Origin of the sequence: Catellatospora bangladeshensis, assembly GCF_016862575.1 — a bacterium.
Taxonomy (GTDB): domain Bacteria; phylum Actinomycetota; class Actinomycetes; order Mycobacteriales; family Micromonosporaceae; genus Catellatospora; species Catellatospora bangladeshensis.
Window position 1 is genome coordinate 374172 of sequence record NZ_BONF01000009.1, and the last position, 23018, is coordinate 397189.

At 72.8% G+C, this 23018-nt stretch carries 22 protein-coding genes; 7 read left to right on the forward strand and 15 right to left on the reverse strand.

Annotation, left to right across the window (positions count from 1 at the left end; translation table 11 throughout):
- Nucleotides 1-117 precede the first annotated feature (117 nt).
- Nucleotides 118-540 carry an MmcQ/YjbR family DNA-binding protein gene (locus Cba03nite_RS09140; RefSeq protein WP_239125577.1) on the reverse strand — a complete coding sequence of 141 codons (423 nt, stop codon included), beginning with the start codon at nucleotides 538-540 and terminating at the stop codon, nucleotides 118-120.
- A 77-nt stretch (nucleotides 541-617) separates the two neighbouring features.
- Here Cba03nite_RS09140 and Cba03nite_RS09145 point away from each other — a divergent pair, with 77 nt between their 5' ends.
- Both Cba03nite_RS09145 and Cba03nite_RS09150 read left to right on the forward strand, forming a co-directional pair.
- A complete protein-coding gene (locus tag Cba03nite_RS09145; protein WP_239125578.1) occupies nucleotides 618-1307 on the forward strand; it encodes a TetR/AcrR family transcriptional regulator in 690 nt (229 codons plus the stop codon).
- Between the two features lie 105 nt (nucleotides 1308-1412).
- Nucleotides 1413-2402 carry an NAD(P)-dependent alcohol dehydrogenase gene (locus Cba03nite_RS09150; protein ID WP_203744039.1) on the forward strand — a complete coding sequence of 330 codons (990 nt, stop codon included), beginning with the start codon at nucleotides 1413-1415 and terminating at the stop codon, nucleotides 2400-2402.
- Between the two features lie 144 nt (nucleotides 2403-2546).
- Here Cba03nite_RS09150 and Cba03nite_RS09155 read toward each other — a convergent pair whose 3' ends face one another.
- A complete protein-coding gene (locus tag Cba03nite_RS09155) occupies nucleotides 2547-2888 on the reverse strand; it encodes a MerR family transcriptional regulator (protein WP_203744041.1) in 342 nt (113 codons plus the stop codon).
- A 61-nt stretch (nucleotides 2889-2949) separates the two neighbouring features.
- On the opposite strand from Cba03nite_RS09155, the gene Cba03nite_RS09160 reads away from it, so the two are divergent.
- Nucleotides 2950-4014 carry an oxidoreductase gene (locus tag Cba03nite_RS09160; protein WP_203744043.1) on the forward strand — a complete coding sequence of 355 codons (1065 nt, stop codon included), beginning with the start codon at nucleotides 2950-2952 and terminating at the stop codon, nucleotides 4012-4014.
- Nucleotides 4015-4036: 22 nt separating this feature from the next.
- Here the strand turns inward: Cba03nite_RS09160 and Cba03nite_RS09165 are convergent, their stop codons facing one another.
- Genes Cba03nite_RS09165 through Cba03nite_RS09175 form a run of 3 tightly spaced genes read right to left on the reverse strand, consistent with a single transcriptional unit; the run spans nucleotide 4037 to nucleotide 7254 of the window.
- Complete coding sequence (locus tag Cba03nite_RS09165; protein ID WP_203744045.1) at nucleotides 4037-4873, reverse strand: alpha/beta fold hydrolase; 837 nt, start codon at nucleotides 4871-4873, stop codon at nucleotides 4037-4039.
- 15 nt (nucleotides 4874-4888) lie between these two features.
- Complete coding sequence (locus tag Cba03nite_RS09170) at nucleotides 4889-6565, reverse strand: sensor histidine kinase (RefSeq protein ID WP_203744047.1); 1677 nt, start codon at nucleotides 6563-6565, stop codon at nucleotides 4889-4891.
- The gene (locus tag Cba03nite_RS09175) at nucleotides 6562-7254 is read right to left on the reverse strand and encodes a response regulator transcription factor (RefSeq protein ID WP_203744049.1); all 693 of its coding nucleotides are present in this window, start codon (nucleotides 7252-7254) and stop codon (nucleotides 6562-6564) included. The genes Cba03nite_RS09170 and Cba03nite_RS09175 overlap by 4 nt, the downstream gene beginning before the upstream one ends.
- A gap of 168 nt (nucleotides 7255-7422) precedes the next feature.
- Between Cba03nite_RS09175 and asnB the strand changes: the two genes are divergently transcribed.
- On the forward strand, nucleotides 7423-9318 hold the full coding sequence (gene asnB, locus Cba03nite_RS09180) for an asparagine synthase (glutamine-hydrolyzing) (RefSeq protein WP_203744051.1): 1896 nt from the start codon (nucleotides 7423-7425) through the stop codon (nucleotides 9316-9318).
- Nucleotides 9319-9323: 5 nt separating this feature from the next.
- Here asnB and Cba03nite_RS09185 read toward each other — a convergent pair whose 3' ends face one another.
- Complete coding sequence (locus tag Cba03nite_RS09185; protein WP_203744053.1) at nucleotides 9324-10175, reverse strand: DUF3152 domain-containing protein; 852 nt, start codon at nucleotides 10173-10175, stop codon at nucleotides 9324-9326.
- Nucleotides 10176-10472: 297 nt separating this feature from the next.
- Between Cba03nite_RS09185 and Cba03nite_RS09190 the strand changes: the two genes are divergently transcribed.
- Nucleotides 10473-11303, forward strand: a complete 831-nt coding sequence (locus tag Cba03nite_RS09190; protein WP_203744055.1) for a M23 family metallopeptidase — start codon at nucleotides 10473-10475, stop codon at nucleotides 11301-11303.
- An 11-nt stretch (nucleotides 11304-11314) separates the two neighbouring features.
- On the opposite strand, the gene Cba03nite_RS09195 is transcribed toward Cba03nite_RS09190, so the two are convergent.
- From Cba03nite_RS09195 to Cba03nite_RS09210, 4 genes are all read right to left on the reverse strand, one after another.
- On the reverse strand, nucleotides 11315-12961 hold the full coding sequence (locus Cba03nite_RS09195) for a sensor histidine kinase (protein WP_203744057.1): 1647 nt from the start codon (nucleotides 12959-12961) through the stop codon (nucleotides 11315-11317).
- The gene (locus Cba03nite_RS09200; protein WP_203744059.1) at nucleotides 12958-13644 is read right to left on the reverse strand and encodes a response regulator transcription factor; all 687 of its coding nucleotides are present in this window, start codon (nucleotides 13642-13644) and stop codon (nucleotides 12958-12960) included. Before Cba03nite_RS09200 ends, Cba03nite_RS09195 begins: the two co-directional genes overlap by 4 nt.
- 73 nt (nucleotides 13645-13717) lie before the next feature.
- Complete coding sequence (locus tag Cba03nite_RS09205) at nucleotides 13718-14182, reverse strand: hypothetical protein (protein ID WP_203744061.1); 465 nt, start codon at nucleotides 14180-14182, stop codon at nucleotides 13718-13720.
- Nucleotides 14183-14214: 32 nt separating this feature from the next.
- On the reverse strand, nucleotides 14215-14961 hold the full coding sequence (locus Cba03nite_RS09210) for a CYTH domain-containing protein (protein ID WP_203744063.1): 747 nt from the start codon (nucleotides 14959-14961) through the stop codon (nucleotides 14215-14217).
- Nucleotides 14962-15121: 160 nt separating this feature from the next.
- Here Cba03nite_RS09210 and Cba03nite_RS09215 point away from each other — a divergent pair, with 160 nt between their 5' ends.
- Entirely contained in the window at nucleotides 15122-15730 is a 609-nt protein-coding gene (locus Cba03nite_RS09215) for a class I SAM-dependent methyltransferase (RefSeq protein ID WP_203744065.1), read from the forward strand.
- A gap of 52 nt (nucleotides 15731-15782) precedes the next feature.
- Here Cba03nite_RS09215 and Cba03nite_RS09220 read toward each other — a convergent pair whose 3' ends face one another.
- Together Cba03nite_RS09220 and Cba03nite_RS09225 are read right to left on the reverse strand one after the other, a co-directional pair.
- The gene (locus tag Cba03nite_RS09220; RefSeq protein ID WP_203744067.1) at nucleotides 15783-16613 is read right to left on the reverse strand and encodes a hypothetical protein; all 831 of its coding nucleotides are present in this window, start codon (nucleotides 16611-16613) and stop codon (nucleotides 15783-15785) included.
- Nucleotides 16610-16942 carry a PadR family transcriptional regulator gene (locus Cba03nite_RS09225; RefSeq protein ID WP_203744069.1) on the reverse strand — a complete coding sequence of 111 codons (333 nt, stop codon included), beginning with the start codon at nucleotides 16940-16942 and terminating at the stop codon, nucleotides 16610-16612. The genes Cba03nite_RS09220 and Cba03nite_RS09225 overlap by 4 nt, the downstream gene beginning before the upstream one ends.
- A 146-nt stretch (nucleotides 16943-17088) precedes the next feature.
- Between Cba03nite_RS09225 and Cba03nite_RS09230 the strand changes: the two genes are divergently transcribed.
- Complete coding sequence (locus Cba03nite_RS09230) at nucleotides 17089-19965, forward strand: beta-L-arabinofuranosidase domain-containing protein (protein ID WP_203744071.1); 2877 nt, start codon at nucleotides 17089-17091, stop codon at nucleotides 19963-19965.
- Nucleotides 19966-19968: 3 nt separating this feature from the next.
- Here the strand turns inward: Cba03nite_RS09230 and Cba03nite_RS09235 are convergent, their stop codons facing one another.
- The 3 genes from Cba03nite_RS09235 to Cba03nite_RS09245 are packed head-to-tail and all read right to left on the reverse strand — an operon-like array spanning nucleotide 19969 to nucleotide 23014.
- Nucleotides 19969-20445 carry a GbsR/MarR family transcriptional regulator gene (locus tag Cba03nite_RS09235; protein ID WP_203744073.1) on the reverse strand — a complete coding sequence of 159 codons (477 nt, stop codon included), beginning with the start codon at nucleotides 20443-20445 and terminating at the stop codon, nucleotides 19969-19971.
- Nucleotides 20446-20480: 35 nt separating this feature from the next.
- Nucleotides 20481-22109: an ABC transporter permease gene (locus tag Cba03nite_RS09240; protein WP_203744075.1), complete on the reverse strand. Its 1629-nt coding sequence runs from the start codon at nucleotides 22107-22109 to the stop codon at nucleotides 20481-20483.
- Complete coding sequence (locus tag Cba03nite_RS09245) at nucleotides 22106-23014, reverse strand: ABC transporter ATP-binding protein (protein ID WP_203744077.1); 909 nt, start codon at nucleotides 23012-23014, stop codon at nucleotides 22106-22108. Before Cba03nite_RS09245 ends, Cba03nite_RS09240 begins: the two co-directional genes overlap by 4 nt.
- Nucleotides 23015-23018: the final 4 nt, after the last annotated feature.

Consider the following 23018-nt stretch of genomic DNA (forward strand, 5'->3'; position numbering starts at 1 on the left):
TCACGTCTGTCATCAAATCCCCCGACCATCGGATGATTTCCCTACACGCCGGTAGGTGTCGAGCATCACAACCAGGTCTTACGGAACGTCGCCGGCCCCGATGCCCAGATCCGCAGGTCAGCCGCCCTGGCGGTCCTTGAGCCAGGTCGCGGCGCGGCGGGCCGACGCCCGGGACAGCCACGCGTCCTGCACCACCTCGGCCAGCTCACCGCGGGTCAGCTCGCCGATGCGGCTCCCCCGCAGCAGCACCGACGGATGGCCGTTGAAGTGCGGCGTGGTGAAGAACGGCGACGACTCGTCCTGCACCATCGCCTGCTTGTCCGCGTCGGACGGCACCCAGAACACGATCACGTCGGGGTAGCGCTCGCCGGTTTCCGGATCGAACGCGTCGGGCCGCGGGTTGCGGAAGAAGACGAACGACCTGCCGCCGACCTGGTAGACGGGGTTCTCGCCGGTGCCGTACACGACGGTGACGTGCGGCATCGCCTCGGCCAGCTCGTGCACGTCCTCGACCCGCGCGGGCCTCGCCTCGTCGGACACCGGCCCAGCATATGCGGCATACGGCGGCGGCACAGGGATGCCTTGTAGGATGGCCCGCGAGTGAAGGGGCTGATGTCGTGGTTGGCCGGGGCAGGAGCGTCGAGACGCGGGCGCCGCTGAGCCGTGACCGGGTGCTGCGGGCGGCGGTGAAGCTCGCCGACGAGGGCGGCATCGCGTCCGTCACGATGCGCCGTCTGGCCGAGGAGCTCGACGCCGAGGCGATGTCGCTCTACCACCACGTGGCCAACAAGGACCAGGTGCTGGACGGCGTCGTCGACGCCGTCGCCGCCGAGATCAACGAGGCTGTCTCCCGGCTCACGCTGCCCGCCGAGGGTCCGGCGTGGAAGGAGGCCGCGCGGCGGCGCATCCTGACCGCCCGGCAGGTGCTGCTGGGCCACCCGTGGGCGCCCGCGGTGTTCTCGACGCGGACCACGACCAGCCCCGAGGTGCTGCTCTACTTCGACGGCCTGCTCGGCATCATGCGGGCCGGCGGCTTCTCCAACGACCTGGCCCACCACGCCATGCACGCGCTCGGCAGCCGGGCGATCGGTTTCAGCCAGGAGCTGTTCAGCCCGACCGGCGGGCCGACCACCGGCGAGCCCGATCCGGCAATGGCCGCGATGGCCGCCCAGCTGCCCAACCTGGTGGGCATGCTGGCCGAGGTCGCGCACGACGATCCTGATTCGACCCTCGGCTGGTGCGACGACCAGGCGGAGTTCGAGTTCGGACTGGATCTGCTGCTCGACGGCCTCGACCGTCGCCGCTGACCCCTTTCTGGCACATCCCTTTCCTGCCCGGCCCTTGACCGCCTTACGGCGTAAGGCTACCTTACAGCGTAAGACAGACTTACGCCGTAAGGTCAGGAGTGTTCGATGAAGGCATACGTGATCAACTCCTTCGGTCCCCCGGAGAACCTGCTGCTCAGCGAGGTCGACAAGCCCGTGCCGGGGCCGGGTGAGGTGCTGCTGCGGGTGCGTGCCACGTCGATCAACCCGTACGACTGGCACCACATGCGCGGCGAGCCGTTCGTCGCCCGGTTCATGGGCGGCGGGCTCGGCCGGCGGCCCCACCCGATCCTCGGCTGCGACGTCGCGGGCGAGGTCGCGGCGCTCGGCCCCGGAGTGAGCGCACTCCAGCTCGGCGACGCGGTCTACGGCCTGGTCAAGCACGGCTCGTTCGCGGAGTACATGTGCGCCCCCGCGGAGAACCTCGTCGCCAAGCCCGCCGCGCTGTCGTTCGAGCAGGCCGCGGCGGTGCCCATGGCGGGGGTGACGGCGCGGGTCGCGGTGCACGACAACGCGGGGACCGCACCCGGCGGCCGGGTCCTCGTCAACGGCGCGAGCGGTGGCGTGGGCACGTTCGCCGTGCAGCTGGCGCGAGCCGCGGGCGCCGAGGTGGCCGGGGTGTGCAGCGGCCGCAACGCCGAGCTGGTGCGCTCGCTCGGCGCCACCGAGGTCTACGACTACACCAAGCAGGACTTCACGCGGCTGGCCCGCGGCTTCGACGCGCTGGTCGACATCGCGGGAAGCCCGCCGGTCCGGGCCGCGCGGCGGGTGCTGCGGCCCGGTGGGGCGTACGTCGTCATCGGCGGCGATGCCGGGCGCTGGCTGCGGCCCATCGACCACTTCATGGCGGTGCAGCTGACCGGTGCCCTGACCAGGCAGCCGTCGGCGGTCACCGGCTTCGGGATCGGCGCGGACAGCGCACGGCACCTGACCGAGCTGGCCCCGCTGTTCGAGAACGGGCAGGTCACCCCGGTTATCGCCCGGGGCTACGCGTTCGCCGAGCTGCCCGCGGCGGTCCGGTTCGTCGAGGCGGGGCACGCGCCGGGCAAGGTCGTGGTCACCGTCGCCTCCGAGTAGGCCGGTGAAGATCACTGTCTCGTGTCAGAAGGTGCGGCCTGGCCCGGCTTTTTGACACGAGACGCCGATCTTCGCCAGGCGGCGGCTCACCGGGGGTACGCGGGCGCGGTCGTCGGCTCCACCGGCCTGAGGCTACCGGCGCGGTCAGACGGCGTACTCGTCCACCAGGCCGGAGAGGATGTCGCGGGTGCGGTGCAGCGCGGTGAGCTGCGCCTCGACCCGGTCCAGTTCGGTGCGCAGGCGTTCGGCCAGCCAGGGGGTACGGATCGCGCGCTCGGTGATGCAGGGCAGCACGTCGTGGATGGTGCCGCTGGACAGACCCGCCGCGAGCAGCGACTGGATGAGCCGGACCCGCTCGACCGCCCCGTCGGGATAGTGCCGCTGCCCGCCGCCACTGCGCTCGCTGGCGAGCAGCCCCTGCTCCTCGTAGTAGCGCAGCGAGCGGGCGCTCGCGCCGGTCGCGGCGGCCAGATCGCCGATACGCATGGATGTCGCTCCCGTCACAACACTTGACCCTGACGTCAATGTCAGGTTTTACCGTACCCGCATGACCGCGACGACGACCCTGCTGGGTTCCCTGCTCACCCCGACCACGCTCGCCGGGCTGCCGCTGAGCAGCCGCTTCGCGATGGCGCCGATGACCCGCTTCCGCTCCCCCGGCGGAGTGCCCACGCCCGAGGTGGCCGCCTACTACCGGCGCCGGGCCGAGCACGGCGTCGGCCTGATCATCACCGAGGGCGTGCTCGTCGACCATCCCAGCGCCGGTCACGAGACGACCGTCCCGCGCCTGACCGCCGGAGCGGCCGAGGACGGCTGGCGGCGGGTCACCAACGAGGTGCACGCCGGCGGCGGCCGGATCGCGGCGCAGCTCTGGCACCTCGGCAGCGCCCGCGAGCCGGTGGACGGGGTGGCGGCGTGGACGCCGTCGGGCGAGCCCGGCGGCAGCCGCGCGATGACCCTCGCGGACATCGACACGCTGCTGGCCGCGTACGCCGAGGCGGCGGCCGGGGCGGTGCGGGCCGGGTTCGACGCGGTCGAGATCCACGCCGCGCACGGGTACCTGCTCGACGAGTTCCTGTGGCCGCACACCAACCGGCGCACCGACCGCTTCGGCGGATCCCCGGCCGCCCGCGCGGCGTTCCCGGCCGAGGTGATCCGGGCGGTACGCGGCGCGGTGCCCGCCGCGATGCCGGTGATCGTGCGGTTCTCGCAGTTCAAGGAGCGTGACTTCACGGCGCGGATCGCGGAGTCGCCCGCCGAGCTGGCGGTGATCCTCGACGCGTTCGCCGCGGCCGGGGCCGACGTGCTGCACGCTTCGCAGCGCCGCTTCGCCGAGCCGGTGTTCGGCGGCTCGGCGCTCAACCTGGCGGGCTGGGCGGGACGCCTGACCGGCCTGCCGACGATCACCGTCGGCTCGATCGGCCTGGACGGTGCCTTCTTCACCTCCGGCGCGCTGGACGAGCTGGTCCGCCGCCACGACGCGGGCGAGTTCGACGTCGCCGCACTGGGGCGCATCCTGCTCGGCAACCCGGCCTGGGTGAGCCACGCCGCCGCCGGCCGGTTCGGCGAGATCCGCGACTACCGCAAGAGCGACGAGGACACGTTCTTCTGAAGCCGGTCGCGGCCGCTCGACTTCACTCGATGATCCTGCGTAGGACCGTGGCCAGCTCAGCCGGGCGTTCGTGCCACGGCTGATGCCCCGCGCCGTCGATGACGTGCATCCGCGCGCCCGGCACGGCGGCGGCGAGTGCCGCCACGGCGCTCGCGGGCCGGGGGTCGGCCGCGCCGTGCACGAACCAGCAGGGCAGATCGAGCGCGGCGGCCTGCGCCAGGACCGCTGCGTCGGCGCGGCGCTTCGTCTCGCCGTTGAGCAGGCGGTGCGCCTCGGTGTTGATCGGCACGTCGGGGCAGGCGTCAGCCATCGCGAGCGCCCACCCGGACACCGGGTCGGCGTGGTCGGTGCACCAGTTCAGCGCCCGCCACTCGGCCTCCTCGTCGCGCGAGCGCGCCGGCCGCGCCGTCAGGTCCGCCAGCCGCGCCGCCTGCGCCGCGGTCAGCCGCCGCGCCTTCTCCTGCTGGTACGCGCTGCGCCAGTCGCCCACACCGACGCCGCTGAGATAGCCCAGCGCGCTGGTGTGCCGTGGATGTGCGACCGCGTAGTCGAAGGCGAGCGTCGCCCCGAAGGAGTGGCCGAGCACGGCCCAGCGCTCGTGCGCCCAGTGCCGCCGCAGCTGCTCGACGTCGTCGACGAACCTGGCCATGGTGTACCCGTCCGACAGGTCGGAGCCGCCGCACCCGCGCTGGTCGAAGCGGTGCACGACGGTGTACGGCGCGAGCATGTCGGCGACGGGCGCGAGGTAGTCCCACATGCCCGGCCCGCCGTGCAGCAGCACCACGGGCGACAGGGTGCTCGGCGTGCCGGTGGTCCAGGTGCGCAGCCGTACGCCGTCGTCCATGGCGACCATCCGCATCGGAGGATGATACGGCTAGCGCGGCGCGGGCAGGCGGATGGTGAAGGTGGTGCCCGCGCCGACCGCGCTGGTCAGCGAGATCGAGCCCTGGTGGTCCAGCACGATCTGCCGGGTGATGGCCAGCCCCAGGCCGCTGCCGCCGCTGCTGCGCCGCCGCGCCGGGTCGGCCCGCCAGAACCGGTCGAACACCCGCCCCTGGTCGGCGTCGGCGATTCCGCTGCCCCGGTCGACGACCTTCAGCAGCACCTCGCGGCCCACCCGGACCGCCTCCAGGGTCACCGTCGCACCGGCCGGCGAGTGCCGCACCGCGTTGGTGACGAGGTTGCCCAGCGCCTGGCGCAGCCGGTCGGGGTCGCCCTCCACCACGACGGCGGGGTCGGCGACGACGTCCAGTTCGACGGAGGCCGCCGAGGCCGACGGCTGGTGGGCCGTGCGGCAGCTCTCCAGCAGGTCGCCCAGGCTGACCGGGGCGCGGTGGTACCGCAGCTCCCCCGCTTCGGCCAGGGCGAGGGTCTGCAGGTCGTCGACGATCCGCTGCTGCAGCAGGGTCTCCTCGTGCAGCGAGCGGAACAGCGCCGCGTCTGCGGTGACCAGCCCGTCTTCCAGTGCCTCCAGGTATGCCCTGAGGTTGGCCAGCGGCGTGCGCAGCTCGTGCGCCACGTCGGCGATCATCCGGCGCTGCCGCTCCTCGCTGCGCTGCAGGGAGTCCGCCATGCGGTTGAACGTGACCGCGAGCCGGGCCAGCTCGTCGCCGCCCGCGACGGTGACCCGCTGCTCCAGGGCGCCCTCGCCGAAGCGCCGGGCGGCGACCGTCAGCCCGCGGATCGGGCGCAGCACGTGCCGGCTCAGCAGCAGCGTGCCGAGCATGATGGGCACCGTGACCACGCCGACCGCCAGCGCGATCGGGGTGGCCGAGATGGTGCCCTCGGGCGCGTCCACGGCCAGCCGCAGCGGCTCGGGCCCGGTGGTGCCGATCCGGGCCAGGAACGCCTCCTGCATACAGGCCAGCTCAGAGCGGACCGGATCGGCGGCGCCGGGCGTGGCGGCGGATGAAGGCGCCACGGCCGGCGCGGCCGCGGCCGACGCGCACTGCGCGACCTCGGCCTCGTCGCGGCGCAGCGACTCCGGAGTGCTGCCGGTCCCCAGCCCGCAGGTCTGCAGAACATCGTGGGGCACGGCGGGGTAGGTGAAGGAAGGCACGCCGTAGGCGACCGTGAGGAGCCTGGGATCGTAGCCGTGCCTGGTCACGCAGGCCGCGAAGCGCACCTCCCGCCGGTAGCCCTCCATCGAGTCGGCCACCTGATCGCGCATCTTGGCGCCGACCCAGACGGGCACCTCGAACCGGGGGCGGGCGTCGATGAGCGTGGTCAGATCCGTGATCGGCTCGACCGGCTGGTCCAGCAGCAGCGCGGTGTCGACGATGCCCTCCCGGAACTGCTGGGTGTCCAGGCGGATCCGGCGGCCGGTCTGCCGGGCGAGCCGCTCGGCCAGGTTGGCCACGCCCTCCCAGGTGCCGTGGTCCTGGCCGTAGCGGGTGATCTCGTCGGCGATCTGCTGCATCACCCGCTGCTGCGTCTCGGCGGACCGGGCGACCTCGCTCTTGGCGAAGGCCAGCGTCACGTAGGTGCTCGCGCCGGTGGCGACGAGCGCGACCAGCGCGACGAGGACGAACACGCGCACCCGGAACGTCATCCGGCCGCCTCCGGGATCCGGTAGCCTCGCCCGTAGACCGTCTGCACGTAGCGCGGCTCGGCCGGGTCCTGCTCGATCTTGCGGCGCAGGTTCATGACGTGCACGTCCACGGTCCGCTCCAGCACGTCCTGGTCGAAGCCGAAGGCGCGGTCGATGATCTGCGCGCGGGTGAAGGCGCGGCCGGGTTCGGCGGCGAGCACCTCCAGGATGCCGAACTCCTTGGCGGTCAGCGTGACCAGCCGCCCGTCGACCCGCACCTCGAAGCGGTCGGGGTCGACGACCAGGTCGCCGACGACCAGCGGCGTCCTGGTCCCGCCGGTGAGCACGCCGGAGCGGCGCAGCAGGGCGCGGATCCGGGCGACGAGCTGGCGGGGGCTGTACGGCTTGGTGATGTAGTCGTCGGCGCCCAGGTCGAGGCCGAGCAGGATGTCGTTCTCGGTGCTGCGTGCGGTGAGCAGGATGATCGGCACGTCCGACTCGCCGCGCAGGATGTGGCACACGTCGAGCCCGTCGACCAGCGGCATCATCACGTCCAGCACGACCAGGTCGGGTTTGCGCGCCCGGCACTGGTCGAGCGCGGCCCGCCCGTCGGCGACCGACAGCACGCTGTGGCCCTCGTGCTCCAGGTACATGCGGATGACGTTCGCCTGTTTGGGATCGTCCTCCGCGACCAGGATCCTCGCCGTCATCGCGTCACCTCCGTGCGTCCGGCCAGGGCAGTGTGCCCGCACCGGTGTGAAGAACCCGTTAAGGCCGAGCCCCGGGCGGCCACATCGACCGCACATCGGCTCTTGATCGGGTCTTAACAAGCCGGCCCATACCGTCCGCTCGATCGCCGGACTGGACGGAGGCATCGTATGTGCGGCTTTGTGGTCTTCATCAGCGCCGAGGGTGTGGGGGACGCGCGGGAGGTGGTGCATGCCGGCCTGTGCGCGATCCGGCACCGGGGGCCGGACGACTCGGTGGTGACGGTCCCGCAGCCCGGGGTGACGATGGGCTTCCAGCGGCTGGCCATCATCGACGTGGCGGGCAGCCGCCAGCCGCTGACCCACGCCGGGCGCTGGGACCTGTGCTTCAACGGCGAGGTGTACAACTACCGCGAGCTGCGCGAGGAGCTGGCGCGGGAGTTCGGTGCGGTGTTCGCGACGGCGGGTGACGCCGAGGTGCTCGCGGCGGCGTTCCACCACTGGGGTCCGGGGGCGGTGCGGCGGCTGCGGGGCATGTTCGCGTACGCGCTGTGGGACCGGCAGGAGCGGCGGCTGCACGCCGGGCGTGACCCGTTCGGCATCAAGCCGCTGCACTACGCGGTGACGCCGGCCGGGCTGTGGCTGGCCAGCGAGCGCAAGTCGCTGCCCGGCGGGGGCGGGGTGGACCCGGACGCGCTGGCGCACTACGTGTCGCTGCAGTACGTGCCCGAGCCGTACACGATGGACCGGGCGGTGCGCCGGGTGCCCGCCGGACATGCGCTGACCTGGGAGCCGGGCGGGCAGGTGCGGCTGGACCGGCACTTCCGGCCGGGGTTCGCGCCGCGTGCCGGGGTGAGCGAGCAGGAGCTGACGACACGGGTGCGGGACGCGCTGCGGGACAGCGTGCGGGCGCACATGGTCGCCGACGTGCCGGTCGGGGCGTTCCTGTCCGGCGGCGTCGACTCCAGCGCGGTCGTGGCGCTGGCCAGCGAGGTGAAGCCGGACCTGCAGGTGTTCTCCGCCGGGTTCGACATCCCCGGATACTCGGAGCTGGACCTGGCCGCGGAGACCGCGCAGGGCCTGGGGCTGCGCTTCACACCGACCGTGGTCACCGCCGCCGACGTGCTGCGGGAGCTGCCGCGCATCGCCTGGCACCTGGACGACCCGCTGGCCGACCCGTCGCTGATCCCGCTGTTCTTCCTGGCGCGCACCGCGTCCCGGCAGGTGCGGGTGGTGCTGTCCGGTGAGGGCGCCGACGAGCTGTTCGGCGGGTACGAGATCTACCGCGAGCCGTTCGCGACGGCGCCGGTGCAGCGGCTGCCCCGCGCCGTGCAGGGCACGCTGCGGCAGGTGTCGCGGGCGATGCCGGAGGGGGTGCGCGGCAAGAGCTACCTCGACCGGGCGACCACCCCGCTGGAGCAGCGCTACTACGGCAACGCCCGGATCTTCGACGCCGAGCAGAAGGCGCGGCTGCTGCACGGGCGGCCGGCGGTCCCGCGCACGGCGGTGACCGACGAGGTGTACGCCGAGACCGCGCACCTCGACCCGGTGAGCCGGATGCAGCTCGTCGACCTGCACACCTGGCTGCCCGGCGACATCCTCACCAAGGCCGACCGCATGTCCATGGCGCACTCGCTGGAGCTGCGCGTGCCGTTCCTGGACCAGCGGGTGTGGGAGGCCGCCGCGAGCGTGCCCGCCGCGCTGCGGGTCTCCCCCGACAGTCCCCAGACGAAGCGGCTGCTGCGGGCCGCCGTGGCGGGCCTGCTCCCGGCGCCCGTCGCGCAGCGGCGCAAACTCGGCTTCGCCACGCCCGCCCGGGTGTGGCTGCGCGGCGACATCGGCGACTGGGCGCACGAGCTGCTGTCCCGCTCCGCGGCCGGGGCGCACCTGGATCTGGCGTACGCCCGCAGCCTGCTCGTGGCGCACCAGCGCGGGGAGGCCGACCACTCGCGCAAGGTGTGGACCGTGCTGATGTTCTGCCTGTGGCACGCGATCTTCGTCGAGCGCTCGATCGACCCGTTCGCCGGGACGGCCCGGCCGGTGCCCGTCGCGGGCGCGGCCCGGTGAGGCCGTCACACCGGCGGCCCGGTGTAGCGCCTGCCGTCCAGGTAGGGCCAGGGGTTGGCGGTGCAGCCCTTGAGGCCGAACGTCTGCTGCTGCATGGTCGGGGCGGGCCTGCCCTTGCCGGGGCACTTCTCGTGGTTGCGCCCCAGCTCGTGCCCGACCTCGTGGTTGATGACGTACGCGCGGTAGACCGACAGCTCGGTGCCGCCGTCGACGTAGTCGGGCACGGACAGCCGCCAGCGGTTGAGGTTGATGACGACCCGGCCGGGCAGGCGGCACGAGGTGTAGGAGACGCCGTCGACGCGGGTGTCCATGTAGCCGGTCGCGCACAGGCGGCGGGTGGTCTCCCCGGTCGCGAGCAGGATCGTGAAGTCGTACGCCGACCCGCCGGCCACCCGCTGGAGCCGCCGCTCACCGCTGCCGATCCAGCTGCGGGGATCGCCGAGCGTCTGCTCGACGGTGCGGGTGAACCCGGCCAGCTCGGCATCGGCGACGTTGGTCTCGGCGGCCACCCGGAACCGGCGCAGCCCGCCCGCGCTGCCGAACACCTTGCTGCGCCCACCGGCGTACCGCCACGTGCCCGGCCCCGACGCCGGGAACTCCCCGTCCAGCCGGTACACCGGCGCGGGTGACGGAGAGGTGCGCGGGGCGGCACTCGGGGACGGGCTCGCCGCCTCGCTCGGCGGGACGGGCACGGGGACGGCTGCCGGCCCGGCCGTCCCGCGCAGCAACCCGAACCCGACCAGCACCGCCCCGCCGAGCAGCAACAGCACGGCCCACCACCGGCCCACCGTGCCGCGGGTACGGCGCCGCTGCCCCGTCCGGGCACCTCGGGAAGCCTGATCGGTCTGCGAAGTCACGCGGGCACGCTAGGCACCGGCTGATCAAGAACTTTTGAAGATCCGATCCGGCACTGATGGCGTCTTGCCTGGTCAACAGCGGACGGGAGGCCGGATCCCGGCCCACCTGCCCGAGCCCGTGCCTGTTCGGGGCACCCACGCGGCCTCGGCAACTGGTAGTGGGCTCCGGGCGCTTCATGTGCTTCCTCTACTTCGTCCTGGAATCCGCCTGAAAGGAAACTGCGGGGACAGGCCTTGGTCCTGAAAGAACCTGCGGAAACCCTTGCCCTGAAACGGAAGCAGCCTTAGGTTGCATTGATGATCCTCAGTGAACGGCCTTCCCCTGACCCTCCTCGGGACGTCGGCCACGGCGAGCTGCGGCCCGAGGAGCTAGATGGCATCGCCTACCTGCGGGGACTTTCGAGACGGGGATTCCTCACCAGCGCCGCGCTGGCGGCGTCCGGGGTGTCGGCCGCCTTCGCGCTGCTGCCCGACTCCGCTCAGGCCGCCGGCAGCTACCAGCGTCCGTGCGGAATCGTCCGGATCTCGAGTTCCTGGCAGGACCACCGGAACCGGACGCCGCCTTCGGGCGAGCCGGGCACCGACTACGCGGTCGGCATCGGCACGCCCGTCATGGCCGCCGCGAGCGGCACGATCCGTTTCGTGAAGACAGACACCTCCACCGCGACCGGCCGCGTCGTGGGGATGGCCCATGACGACGGCAACTACACCCGGCACCTGCACCTGTCGCGGATCAGCGTCTCCACCGGTCAGCGTGTGTCGCGCGGCCAGACCATCGCCTACTCCGGCGCCTCGGCGAACGGCAGCGACAGCGGTGTCGGGCCACATGTGCACACCAGTCTCTGGCTGAACACGGGCAGCCCCACGAACTTCGCCGCGACGGTGGACTTCGAGACCTACGCCGGAGACGTCGCCAACCCGAACCCACCCGACCAGGAGGTAGATGAAGTGTTCATCGCGAACGTGAGAGGCAACTGGTATCTCGTCGTCCCCCAGGGCACCAACAAGCCGCGGGCGGTGGTCCTCGGCGGCGACAGCAATGCCGCCGCCTCCGGGATACCCGTCCTGAACTTCACCTGGGACCCGTCGATCAACGCGCTCAGGGCCGCGGTCGACGGCATCGGGTGAGGTGAGCCGGTCTACACCGGCACGGCGGGCAGGTGGATCGTGAAGACGGTTCCGGAGCCGAGTTCGCTGGCGGCGGTGATGCGGCCGTGGTGGTCGGCGACGATCTGGCGCGCGATGGGCAGGCCCAGGCCGGAGCCGGTGGTGTACCCCCGGCCCCGGCCGCGGGCCCGGTCGGCGCGCCAGAAGCGGTCGAACAGGTGCGGCAGGTCCGCCTCGGCGATGCCGGTGCCGGTGTCGGCCACCTCCAGCACGTGCGACGGACCGTCAGCGGCGGTGGACAGGGTGATCGTGCCGCCGGGCGGGGTCGCGGCGAGCGCGTTGCGGATCAGGTTGCCGACGACCTGCCGCAGCCGGTCCGGATCGCCGTGCACCCGGTGCGGCCCGCCGCCGGTGACGCGCAGCTCGACCCCGCCCGCGGCGGCCAGCGCGGCGTGCGCGGTGCGGCACGTCGCGGCCAGCTCGGCGAGGTCGAGCACGGTCCGCTGGTAGGTGAGCACCCCCGCCTCGGCCAGCGCCAGATCCTGCAGGTCGTCGACGATGCGCTGCTGCAGCACGGCCTCGTCGTGCAGCGACTCGAACAGCTCGGGCGTCGGCGGCAGCACGCCGTCCTTGAGCGCCTCCAGGTAGCCGCGCAGGTTCGCCAGCGGCGTACGCAGCTCGTGCGCCACATCGGAGATCATCTGGCGCTGCCGCTGCTCACTCTGCTGGAGCGAGTCCGCCATCCGGTTGAACGAGCGGGCCAGCCCGGCCAGCTCGTCGTGGCCGTGCACGGGCACGCGCTCGGCCAGCTGCCCGTCGCCCACCCGCCCGGACGCCGCCGTGAGCGCCCCGATCGGGCGCAGCACCCGGCGGCTGAGCAGCCACGACACGGCCGCCCCGGCGACCGCGACGACGGCGGCGGTGGCCAGGATCGAGTCCACCGGCAGGCTGGGCGGCGGCTGCTCGGCCGCGCCGACGTACACCCGCAGCTCCGCGGGCGCCGACCGGCCGACGGCCGCCGCGAACGTGTCCTGCAGGCACGTCACCGCGCCGGTGGCCTGCGCCGCGCAGCGCCGCAGCTCGGCCTCGAACACGCGGTCGACGTCGTCGATGCCAGGCTGGTTGCGTGCCTCGATGTCGCAGGCCTTGCTGGCCGCGCTGGAGGTGACGGGTCGCGGCAGCGCGACGCCCAGCTCCGACTCCTCCAGCCGGATGCCGATCCCGGACCTGGTCAGGCAGGCCGCGAAGGCGAGCCCCAGGCGGTACTCGTACTCCGCCAGCAGAACGATCTTGGGACTGGGATGCGCTACTGTTGCGGGGTGCGGCTGCCAGACCGGGCGGGGGTCGACGACCAGCGGCGGCCCGGCGACCCCACGGGCCGGCTGCCCGGCCAGCACGTCCGAGTCGGCCAGCACCGTGCCCTCGGTGGCGGCCAGCCGGATGCGCTGGCCGGTATGCAGGGACAACCGGCCCACCAGGTCGTCGACGCCGTTCCAGCTGCCGCGGGTGCGCGCGAAGTCGGTCAGCTCGGTGGTGATCAGCGACAGCTGCTCGGCGTTGGCGGTGACGGTGCGGTCGAACTCCCGCGAGGCCTGGCGCAGGGTGAGCCACGCGGTCGCGCCGGTCGCGGTGACCGCGATGAGCATGACCAGCGCGATGACCCGGACGCGGAAGCTCACGGCTGCTCCGCGAGCCGGTAGCCGCGGCCGTACACGGTCTGCACGTAGCGGGGCTCGGCCGGGTCGTCCTCGACCTTGCGGCGCAGGTTCATCACGTGCGCGTCGACGGTGCGCTCCTCGACGTGGTTGTCGAACCCGAACGCGCGGTCGATGATCTGCGCCCGGGTGAACACCCGGCCGGGCGCGGCGGCCAGCGTCGCCAGGATGCCGAACTCCTTGGCGGTCAGCTCCACGACGCGGCCGGCCACCCGCACCTGGAAGCGCCCCTCGTCGATCTCCAGATCGCCGACCCGGACGACCTCGTCCTTCGCGCTGCCGGGCCGGGTGCGGCGCAGCAGCGCGCGGACCCGGGCGGCGAGCTGGCGCGGGCTGAACGGCTTGGTGACGTAGTCGTCGGCGCCCAGGTCGAGACCGGCCAGGATGTCGTTCTCGGTGCTGCGGGCGGTGAGCAGCAGGATGCCGACGTCGGACTCGGCGCGCAGGATGCGGCACACGTCCAGGCCGCTCAGGGTGGGCATCATCACGTCGAGCACGAGCAGGTCCGGCCGGTATGCCCGGCAGCGTTCCAGCGCGGTCAGCCCGTCGCCGACGACCTGCACGCTGTGCCCCTCCCGTTCGAGGTACACCCGCAGCAGGTGGGCCTGCTTCGGATCGTCCTCGGCGATCAGCACGCGCGCGTTCACTCCGGCCTCCCCTTCCGTGAGGCACCGACCTTAGCCGCCGGAGCGCGCGCCGCACCGGTTCTTCAACGGTTCTTCACGGCCCGCACCAGCAGTAGAGATGGTCCCCGGCGGCCTGCGCGCGGCGGGCCAGCCCGGCGATCTCCTCGATGAACGGCAGTATCGGGCCGGCCGGCTCGCCGTCGGCCGCGCCCGGCTCCTCGATGCGCGCCCACTGCGCCGACAGGTCGGCCATGTGCTCGGCGGTGAGCCCGGCGAGGGTGTCGCGTGCGCCGTCGCCGAGCGAGAGCAGGAACGGGACGCTGTCATCCTGATCCTCCTCGGGCCACAGCAGCCCGGTGCGGGCCGTGTCCCACTCCCACTCGACCTCGCGGGCGAGGCTGAGCAGCTGCCCGAGCCGCACGTACGGGTCGATGCCGCGCAGGTCGACGGCGTCGACGGACCCGTCGGGGACCGCGATCGGTCCGCCCTCCAGCCCGTCCATCAGGTGGACCGCCGTCGCGTCGTCGACGGCGCGGAAGTAGTCGAACAGCACACCCATGGCCGGCATTCGATCATGGGGGTCCGACAGCGTCAGCCGTAGGTCGGCCGCGGCTCCAGCGCCCGCAGCGCCGCCTGCGCCTTCGTGTGCCGGAAGATCCACGGCCGGACCCGGTGCCGGTCCAGGAACACCGGCCAGCGCGCCACCGCCTGCGCCGCGTCGGCCACCGCGACCCGGCTGGACAGCTCCAGCACCGGCTCGGCCGGGAACTCCCACAGCTGCACCGACAGCGGGTGCGGCCAGCCGTGCGCCGACCCGGCCAGCCGCCGCACCGGCACCGGGCCGAACAGCGACAGCCCGTCGAGGGTCAGCCCGTGCGGCGCGTACGCGTGGAACAGCCGCCCCTGCCGCGGCGTGAACAGCGCGCTCGGCGGGGTGCGCCGTCCCACGGCGGCGGCCACGGTCGCCCCCGCCAGGCGCGTCTTCAGCGACGCCGAGCAGACGAACCCGCCCGGCGACATGTCCAGCTCGACCGTGAAGCCCTTGCGGCGGCGCAGGTCGGGGTCGATCGCGGCCGGGTCGGCGGGCCGCAGCCGCACGGTCGCGTCGGCGCCGCTCGCGCCGGTGCGGCGCACCCGCACGATGATCCCGGCCCGCTCCAGCCCGAGCGCGGGCGTGTCCAGGTAGAAGACCTCCCGGGTCACCGCCTCGGCCAGGTCGAAGCCCAGTGACGCGGCCGCCCGGCGGCCCTCCCCCTCGGGCAGCACGGCCTTGAGCTCGACGGTGTCGCAGGCGTCCACGAACCCGGGGACGTCCGGGACGGCGTACCGACCGCTCATCTGCCTTTCCGATCTCACAGGGGCCACGTGTGATCGCAACGAGTACACACCGACCGGGGTTATCGCGTGGTCGGGTGCCCGTCACCCCGGGAGGGGCCGTGGCCATACCCTCCGGCAGGCACGGTAGACAGGACGGGAGACGTTTCACAGGAGGGCAGGCATGGCGCGGCGGACCCGATGGGTGACGGACACGGAGCAGGGGCACTCGCAGCGGATGATCGAGATCTTCCGGCGGATGGCCGCCGAGGGCCGTGACCTGGCCGGTGAGGCGCGGCTGCTGGACGCGATGATCCCGCCGGGGTCGACGGTGCTGGACGCGGGCTGCGGCAGCGGCCGGGTCGGCGCCGCGCTGGCCGGGCGCGGGCACACGGTGTGCGGGGTGGACGCCGACGAGGTGCTGATCGCCGCCGCGCGCGAGGACTTCCCCGACGTGGAGTGGCTGGTGGGCGATCTGTCCGAGCTGGAGCTGACCGCGGACGGGCAGCTCCGGGAGTTCGACGCGGCGATCCTGGCCGGCAACGTGATGCCGTACCTCGCACCGCAGACCGAGGTCGAGGTGCTGCGCCGGATCGGTGCGCATGTGCGCCCGGACGGGCCGGTGCTGGTCGGGTTCGGCACCACGCGCGGCTACGCCGTGGCCGACTTCGACGCCCACGCGGCCGAGGCCGGGCTGCTCGTCGAGCAGCGCTTCGCGACGTGGGACCTGCGCCCCTGGCACCCCGCCGCCGACTTCGCCGTGACGGTGCTGCGCCGCCCTGCTGGGCGGTGACGGCCGCCGTCGCGCTCCCGCGAAGGCGGCCGGCGCGACGGCGGGGCGGAGGCTACGCGGCCACCGGCCGCTCGACGAGCGCCGGCTCACCCGGGCGGTGCCGCCGCACCAGGTGATGCGCGTACACCAGCAGGAAGATCGTGACGTGGAGGTAACCGGTGGCGGCGACGTCGAAGAGGTAGGCGGGCAGGAACCGGCCGCCGAAGAAGTACGCCGAGTGCGTCTCGAAGTGGCTGAGGGTGCTGTGCATGTGGGAGAACCAGAACGACACCGCGACCGCGAGCGCGACCGCTCCCCAGGACAGCAGTGGCCGCCCGGCGAGCGCGACCCAGGCCGCGGCCGTGCCCAGCACCACGGCGCTGAGCGCCCAGCAGGACACGTCGATCACCGTGGCCCGGTCCGGCAGCATCCCCTCCCACAGGGGCAGGGTGAGCACGGTGAGGTAGGCGGGAGCGACCGCCCACAGCGGCACCAGCAGCGGGTTGATCAGCTGCGTCACCCCCGTCGTGACACGTGCGCAGACGATCCCCAGCACCACGGCGCCCGCGACGCTGGCCCCGGCCACCCAGGTCTGCCAGCGGACGCTGTCCTCCGTCATGTACCACGTCCAGTTGATCGTGAGTGGCAGGTAGCCCGCCGGCAGCGCCGCGACGAGCAGGAAGGACAGCAGCGCCGAGGCGACGCGGCGGCCCGGCGACAGCACGGTCCCCGCCCGGCGGTGCGGCTCGGCGGCCGCGAGGCTGGCCGCGTAGCGCAGCCGCCGCCACGCACCGGGCATGGCGTGCAGCTCGGCCTGCCATTCGGCGATCATCTCGGCGCGCAGGTCCGCGGGCCAGCGCCGGGCGGCACGCGCCAGCAGGAATCGGCAGCAGGTCCCGATCATGCGGTGGCCTCCTTCGCGGCGGTGCCCGCCGGGGCGGGCCGGGTCTGCTCGTGCAGCTCGGCCAGGCGCTGCCGGGCGGTCGGCAGCGCGGCGGCGGTGAGCCGGTAGTAGGCGCGGGCGGGGCGGCCGGCGGCGGCCGGATCGATCTCCTCCCAGCGCTTCTCCACCCAGCCGGCCTCCTTCAGCCGGGCCAGGATCGGATACAGCGTGCCGCTGGGCAGGCCGGACGCCTGCATCAGCGTCATCCCGTAGTGTTCGCCCGCCGGGTCGTCGACGAGGGCCGCGAGGACCCTGACGACCGGCACCGTCAAGCGGATCTCGGCAATCATGGTAGAGACTCTACATAGGGTGTGCCCGTCGCGCCACATCAGACGGTCGCAGCGCGTTCGAAACATCGGGTTTACATCCGTGTTCATCGAACTTAGGCTCGTCTATAACGTTCTTCTATAACGTTATAGAGCTTCCGGGAGGCGTCATGCACCGTCGCTCCGTCCTGCGTGGCGGCCTGGCCGTCGCGGGCGGGTTAGCCCTGGCCGGACAGGCTGTCACCGAGTCCTGGGCCGGTGGCACCGGCACGCCGGTGACCCTGGTCGGCGACACCTCGTCGGGCGGGATCTACTTCCCCTACTCCCCCGGCCTGACCCGCACCTCGTTCCTCAAGCTGCCCGCCGGATCGACCCGGCCGAGCGGCTGGCTGGCCCAGCAGCTGTCGCTGGACGCCTCCGGCATCGGCGGCAACTACGACCAGGTGTCCCACTTCCTGGTGTACGCGAACACCGGCTGGACCGACCGCACCAAGGGCGGCTGGGAGGAGCTGCCGTACTGGCTGCGCGGCCTGGCCGCGATCGCCGCCGTCACCGGCGACACCACGCTGCGCAACAAGGTCGCCACCTGGGTCAACGGCATCGTGGCCACCGCACAGGCCGACGGCTTCTTCGGCCCGAACGCGCTGCGCACCTCGCTCGGCGGCGGCCCGGACTTCTGGCCGTTCATGCCGCTGCTCCAAGCGCTGCGCACCTACCAGGAGTACTCCGGCGACACCCGGATCATCCCGCTGCTGACGAAGTTCCTGCAGTACCAGAACACATTCGGGGCGTCGGTGTTCAACCAGAGCTGGGGCTCGGTGCGCTGGGCGACCAACCTGGACACGGTCTACTGGCTGTACGCGCGCACCGGCCAGAGCTTCCTGCTCGGCCTCGCCGACAAGATCCACCAGTACAGCAAGAACTACGTGAACAACCTGCCCACGATGCACAACGTGGACCTGGCGCAGGGCTTCACCGAGCCCGCGTTCATCGCGCTGCGCGGCGACACGTCGCTGACCCAGGCGTCGTACAACAACTACGCGCAGATCATGTCCAACTGGGGGCAGTTCCCGGGCGGCGGCTTCGCGGGCGACGAGAACATCCGCAACGAGTACCGCGACCCGCGGCAGGGCTTCGAGACCTGCGGAATCATCGAGTTCATGCAGAGCTTCGAGTCGATGACCCGGCTCACCGGCGACCCGAGCTGGGCCGACGGCTGCGAGAACCTGGCCTTCAACTCGCTGCCCGCGGCGGTCGAGCCGACGCACCGCTCGCTGCACTACGTGGTCAGCGCCAACAGCGTGCAGCTGGACAACCGCGCCAAGACGCAGGGGCAGTACCAGAACGGCTTCGCCATGCAGGCGTTCATGCTCGGCGTGGACCAGTACCGCTGCTGCCCGCACAACTACGGGCAGGGCTGGAGCTACTTCACCGACAACCTGGTCCAGGCCACCGCCGACCGGGGCCTGGCGGTGACCATGTACGCGCCGAGCACCACCACCGCCAAGGTGGGCGCGGCGGCGGCCACGGTCACCCTCACCCAGGACACGGCGTACCCGTTCGGCGACACGGTGACGCTGCGGCTGGCCACGGCCGGGGCGGTGGCGTTCCCGCTGTACGTGCGCATCCCCGGGTGGTGCGCCGGCCCCACGCTGACCGTGAACGGGGCGGCGCAGCCGGTGGTGGCCGGGCCGGCGTACGTCGCGGTCAACCGCACCTGGAACAACGGCGACACCGTCGTGCTCACCCTGCCCATGGCGGTGCGCACCACCACCTGGACCGCCAACCACAACGCGCTGTCGGTCAGCCGGGGCCCGCTCACCTACGCGCTGGACATCGGGCAGAACTTCCTGCGCTACAACGACCCCGCGAACGCCTGGCCGGAGTGGCAGGTCATGCCGACCTCGGCGTGGAACTACGGCCTGATCCCGGGCACGTTCAGCGCGACCACGACCGGCGCGACCGGCAACCCGTTCACCGCGACGGGCACCCCGGTGGCGCTCAACGCCCAGGCCAGGGCCATCCCGAACTGGCAGGCCGACAGCGAGAACGTGGTCACCCCGCTGCAGAACAGCCCGGTCGCCTCCAGCGAACCGATCAAGAACGTGCGGCTGATCCCGATGGGCGCGGCCAGCCTGCGCATCAGCTCGTTCCCGACCGTCGGCGGCAGCAACACGTGGCAGCTGCCCGCGACCCCGTCGGCGTCGCACTGCTTCAGCGGCGACACCGTGGCCGCGCTGAACAGCTACTACGACCCGGCCGGCTCGTACGACCAGGCGCGGCGCCGCATGACGTGGTGGGACCACGTGGGCACCAGCGAGTGGGTGCAGTACACCTACGCGGCGCCGGTGACCGCGAGCGCGGTGTCGCTGTACTGGTACGACGACACCGGGCACGGGCAGTGCCGGGTGCCCGCGTCGTGGCGGGTCGAGTACCTGACCGCCGCGGGCTCGTGGCAGGCCGTGGCGGGGGCGTCGGGGTACGGGCTGGCGCTGAACGCGTACAACAACACGACCTTCACGGCCGTCACCACGACGGCGCTGCGGGTCGTCGTCCAGCTGCGCGCGGGGTTCTCCGGCGGGGTGCTGCAGTGGAAGGTGACCGCCACGCCCGCGATCGTGCGGCCCGGCGTCTGGTACCGGGTGCAGAACGCTCACAGTGGCAAGGTGCTCGGCGTGTCCGGCATGTCTACGGCGGACAGCGCGAACGTGGTGCAGTTCGCCGACAACGGCACCGCCGACCACAACTGGCGCTTCGACCACGTCGGCAACAACTGGTACATGATCGTCAACCAGCACAGCGGCAAGGTGCTCGCGGTCAACAACATGTCCCGCGCCAACAACGGGCTCATCCAGCAGTTCGCGGGCGTCGGCTCGGCCGACCACTACTGGCAGCTGGTCGGCGACGGCGGCGGCTGGCTGCGCATCCGCAACCTGAACAGCGGCCTGGTGCTGGGCGTGTCCGGGATGTCCACGGCCGACAGCGCCCAGGTGGTGCAGTACGAGGACAACGGCACCGCCGACCACCGCTGGCGCCTGCTGGGCTGACGGTCAGGCGGCGGGTGTCCCGCGAGTGGCCTGCCACTTGGCTACGAGCGCGGCGATCTCGTCCTGGAGGAACAGGAAGAAGTCCACCATCTCCGTGATCCGGGCACCAGCCTCCGTGCCGGTGCCCACCGCCGCCAGCCCTTCGCTCATCACGTCGGCGACCAGCTTGTACACCCCGCCCTTGGCGACGCTCGCCATGTACCAGGAGTTGCTGACGCAGCGGTAGCGGATGCTGCGGGAGCCGGGCACCGGCTCCCGCAGCACCAGCCCGACCTGGACCAGGTAGCGGACGGCGTCGGAGGCGGCCGCGGGACTCACCCCGAGCCACTCGCCGAGCTGTGCGGCGGTCATGACGCCTTCCTCGTCGACGGTCAGCGCGCCGAGCACGCGGGCCGGCATGCGGGGGAAGCCGAGGTCGGACAGCGTCATCGCGAGGTGCTCGACGAAGCGCCGCACGGCCTCCTCATCACGTACTGCCATCCGCACATCCTCCACCACCGGCCCGGACGGGCCCGTCAGGTCGACAGGTCGCGCCGCCGGAACAGCGCCATGCCCGCCGCGGTCAGCGCCACCGCGACGCCGGTCAGCGCCAGCAGCGGCAGTGCCTTCGGGTCCACGGCCGGGATGGCCGGCACGTGGGTGAACGGCGACACGTCGCGGACCAGCTGCGGGAGGCCGAACAGGTCGCCGAACAGGCCGCAGGCGATGCTGACCACCAGCGCCGCCCAGGCCAGCGCCACCGACAGGCGCGGCAGCGCCCCGAACACCAGCACCACGAACCCGGCCACGACCAGGGCTCCGGGCAGCTGGGCCAGACCGGCCAGGGCCAGCGTGCCGATGCCGACGTCGCCGCCCGCGAGCGCGTCGGTGATCCCGGCGCCCGCCCCGGCCAGCAGCAGCATCACGGCGGCCCCGATGACCGTCACGAGCACGTGCGAGCCGATCCAGCGGGTGCGGCTCACGGCGGTGGCGAGCAGGCCCTCGGCGGTGCCGCCGGCCTCCTCCGAGCGCAGCCGCAGCAACGCCTGGATGACGTAACCCGCGGCGAGCGCGCCGAAGGTGTTCATCATGGCGGCGAAGAACATCTTGACCAGGTCGGGTCCGCCGCCGCCCCCGGCCAGGCCCTCCATCATGTCGATCACGCCCGCGTTGGTGCCCAGGGCGTCCTTGACGGCCTTGCCGAGCGAACCGATGGCCAGGCCGAACACGAAGCCGCCGAGCACCCAGCCGATGGTCGAGCCGCGGTGCAGTCGCCAGGCCAGGCCGACCGGGCTGAGCAGGTAGCGGTAGCCGAAGGCCGGGCCGGGCCGGTCGGGGATCAGGCCCGCGCCCAGGTCGCGGCGGTCGACGAGCACGAACGACGCGATCACGCAGGCGACGGCAAGCGCCAGCGGCACGGCCAGCACCCACCAGCGCTCGTCGCCGTACGGGCGGGCCAGCTCGCCCCAGCCCAGCGGCGACACCCAGGTCGGCCAGGCGCTGACCACCTGGATGCCGTCGGCGGCCCGCTCGCCGATCGCGTCGCCGACCCCGCGCACCAGGTACGCGACGCCGACGATGGTGGCGGCGAGGCCGTTGGCGGCGCGCGCGCCCTGGAACAGCTGCGCGGCGACCGCGGCGATCCCGGCGAAGGCCAGGCCGGTGACGGTGCACGCCGCGCCGAACGCGAGCGCGCCCTCGGCGGCCAGGCCGCTGGACATGATGGTGCCCGTCATGACCAGGCCGAAGACGATGTCGGCGAGCACGGCGAGCAGCAGCGCGGCGGTGAGCGGCGCGTGCCGGCCCACCGCGCCCGCGCCGATCAGCTCGGCACGGCCGGTCTCCTCGTTCTGGCGGGTGTGCCGGACCACCAGGAACGTGTTCATCAGCGCGACCACGACCAGGATGGTGGCCAGGTTGCGGAAGTTGACCAGGGCGCCGAGGTCGGTGCCGACCGGCACGCCGCGCATCAGCAGCACGGCCGCGCTGCTGCCCGCGCCCTTGAGCGCGGTGACCCGCGACTCCTCCGTCGGGAACTCGCTGGCCACGGCGCTGGTGCCGGCCGACATGAGCCCGGCCGAGGCGAGGATCCAGATCGGCAGCTGGATGCGGTCGCGCCGGGCGGCGAGGCGGAGCAGGCTGCCGGTGCCCGCGTACGCGCTCACCGGGCCGTCTCCGGCTGCGCGGGCTGGGCGCCGTAGTGGCGCATGAACAGCTCCTCCAGGCTCGGGGGCTGGCTGGTGAGGCTTCGTACGTCGAACGTCGCCAGGTGCGCCAGCACGGCGGGCAGCGCGGTGGAGTCGACGTCGAACCGGGCGCGGGTGGTGTCGGCCTCCAGGTCATGGATACCGGGCAGCGCGTCCAGGCCGGTGAGCGGCTCAGTGGCCTCCACGGTGACCGTGGTCCGGGTGAGGTGGCGCATCTCGGCCAGGGTGCCCGACTCGACGGTCACGCCCTCCCGGATGATGCTCACCCGCGAGCACAGCGCCTCGACCTCGGAGAAGATGTGGCTGGACAGCAGCACGGTGGCGCCTTCGGCGGTGACCTCGCGGACCGTCTGCTGGAACGCGGCCTCCATCAGCGGGTCCAGGCCCGAGGTGGGCTCGTCGAGGATGAACAGCTCGACGTCGGAGGAGAACGCGGCGACCAGGGCGACCTTCTGCCGGTTGCCCTTGGAGTAGGTGCGGCAGCGCTTGGTCGGATCGAGCTGGAACCGTTCCAGCAGCTCCGCGCGGCGGGCCTGGTCGAGGCTGCCGCGCAGGCGGCCGAACAGGTCGATGGCCTCGCCGCCGGTGAGGTTGGGCCACAGGTTGACATCGCCGGGCACGTAGGCCAGGCGCCGGTGCAGGGTGACGGCGTCGCGCCAGGGGTCGCCGCCGAGCATCCGGACCTCGCCGGCGTCGGCGCGGAGCAGGCCGAGCAGCACCCGGATGGTCGTGGACTTGCCGGCGCCGTTCGGCCCCAGCAGGCCGTGCACCTCGCCGGTGGCGACCGTCAGGTCGAGGCCGTCGAGGGCGCGGGTGCGTCCGAAGGCCTTGCGCAGACCGGTCGCGGTGATCGCGTGAGTCATGAAC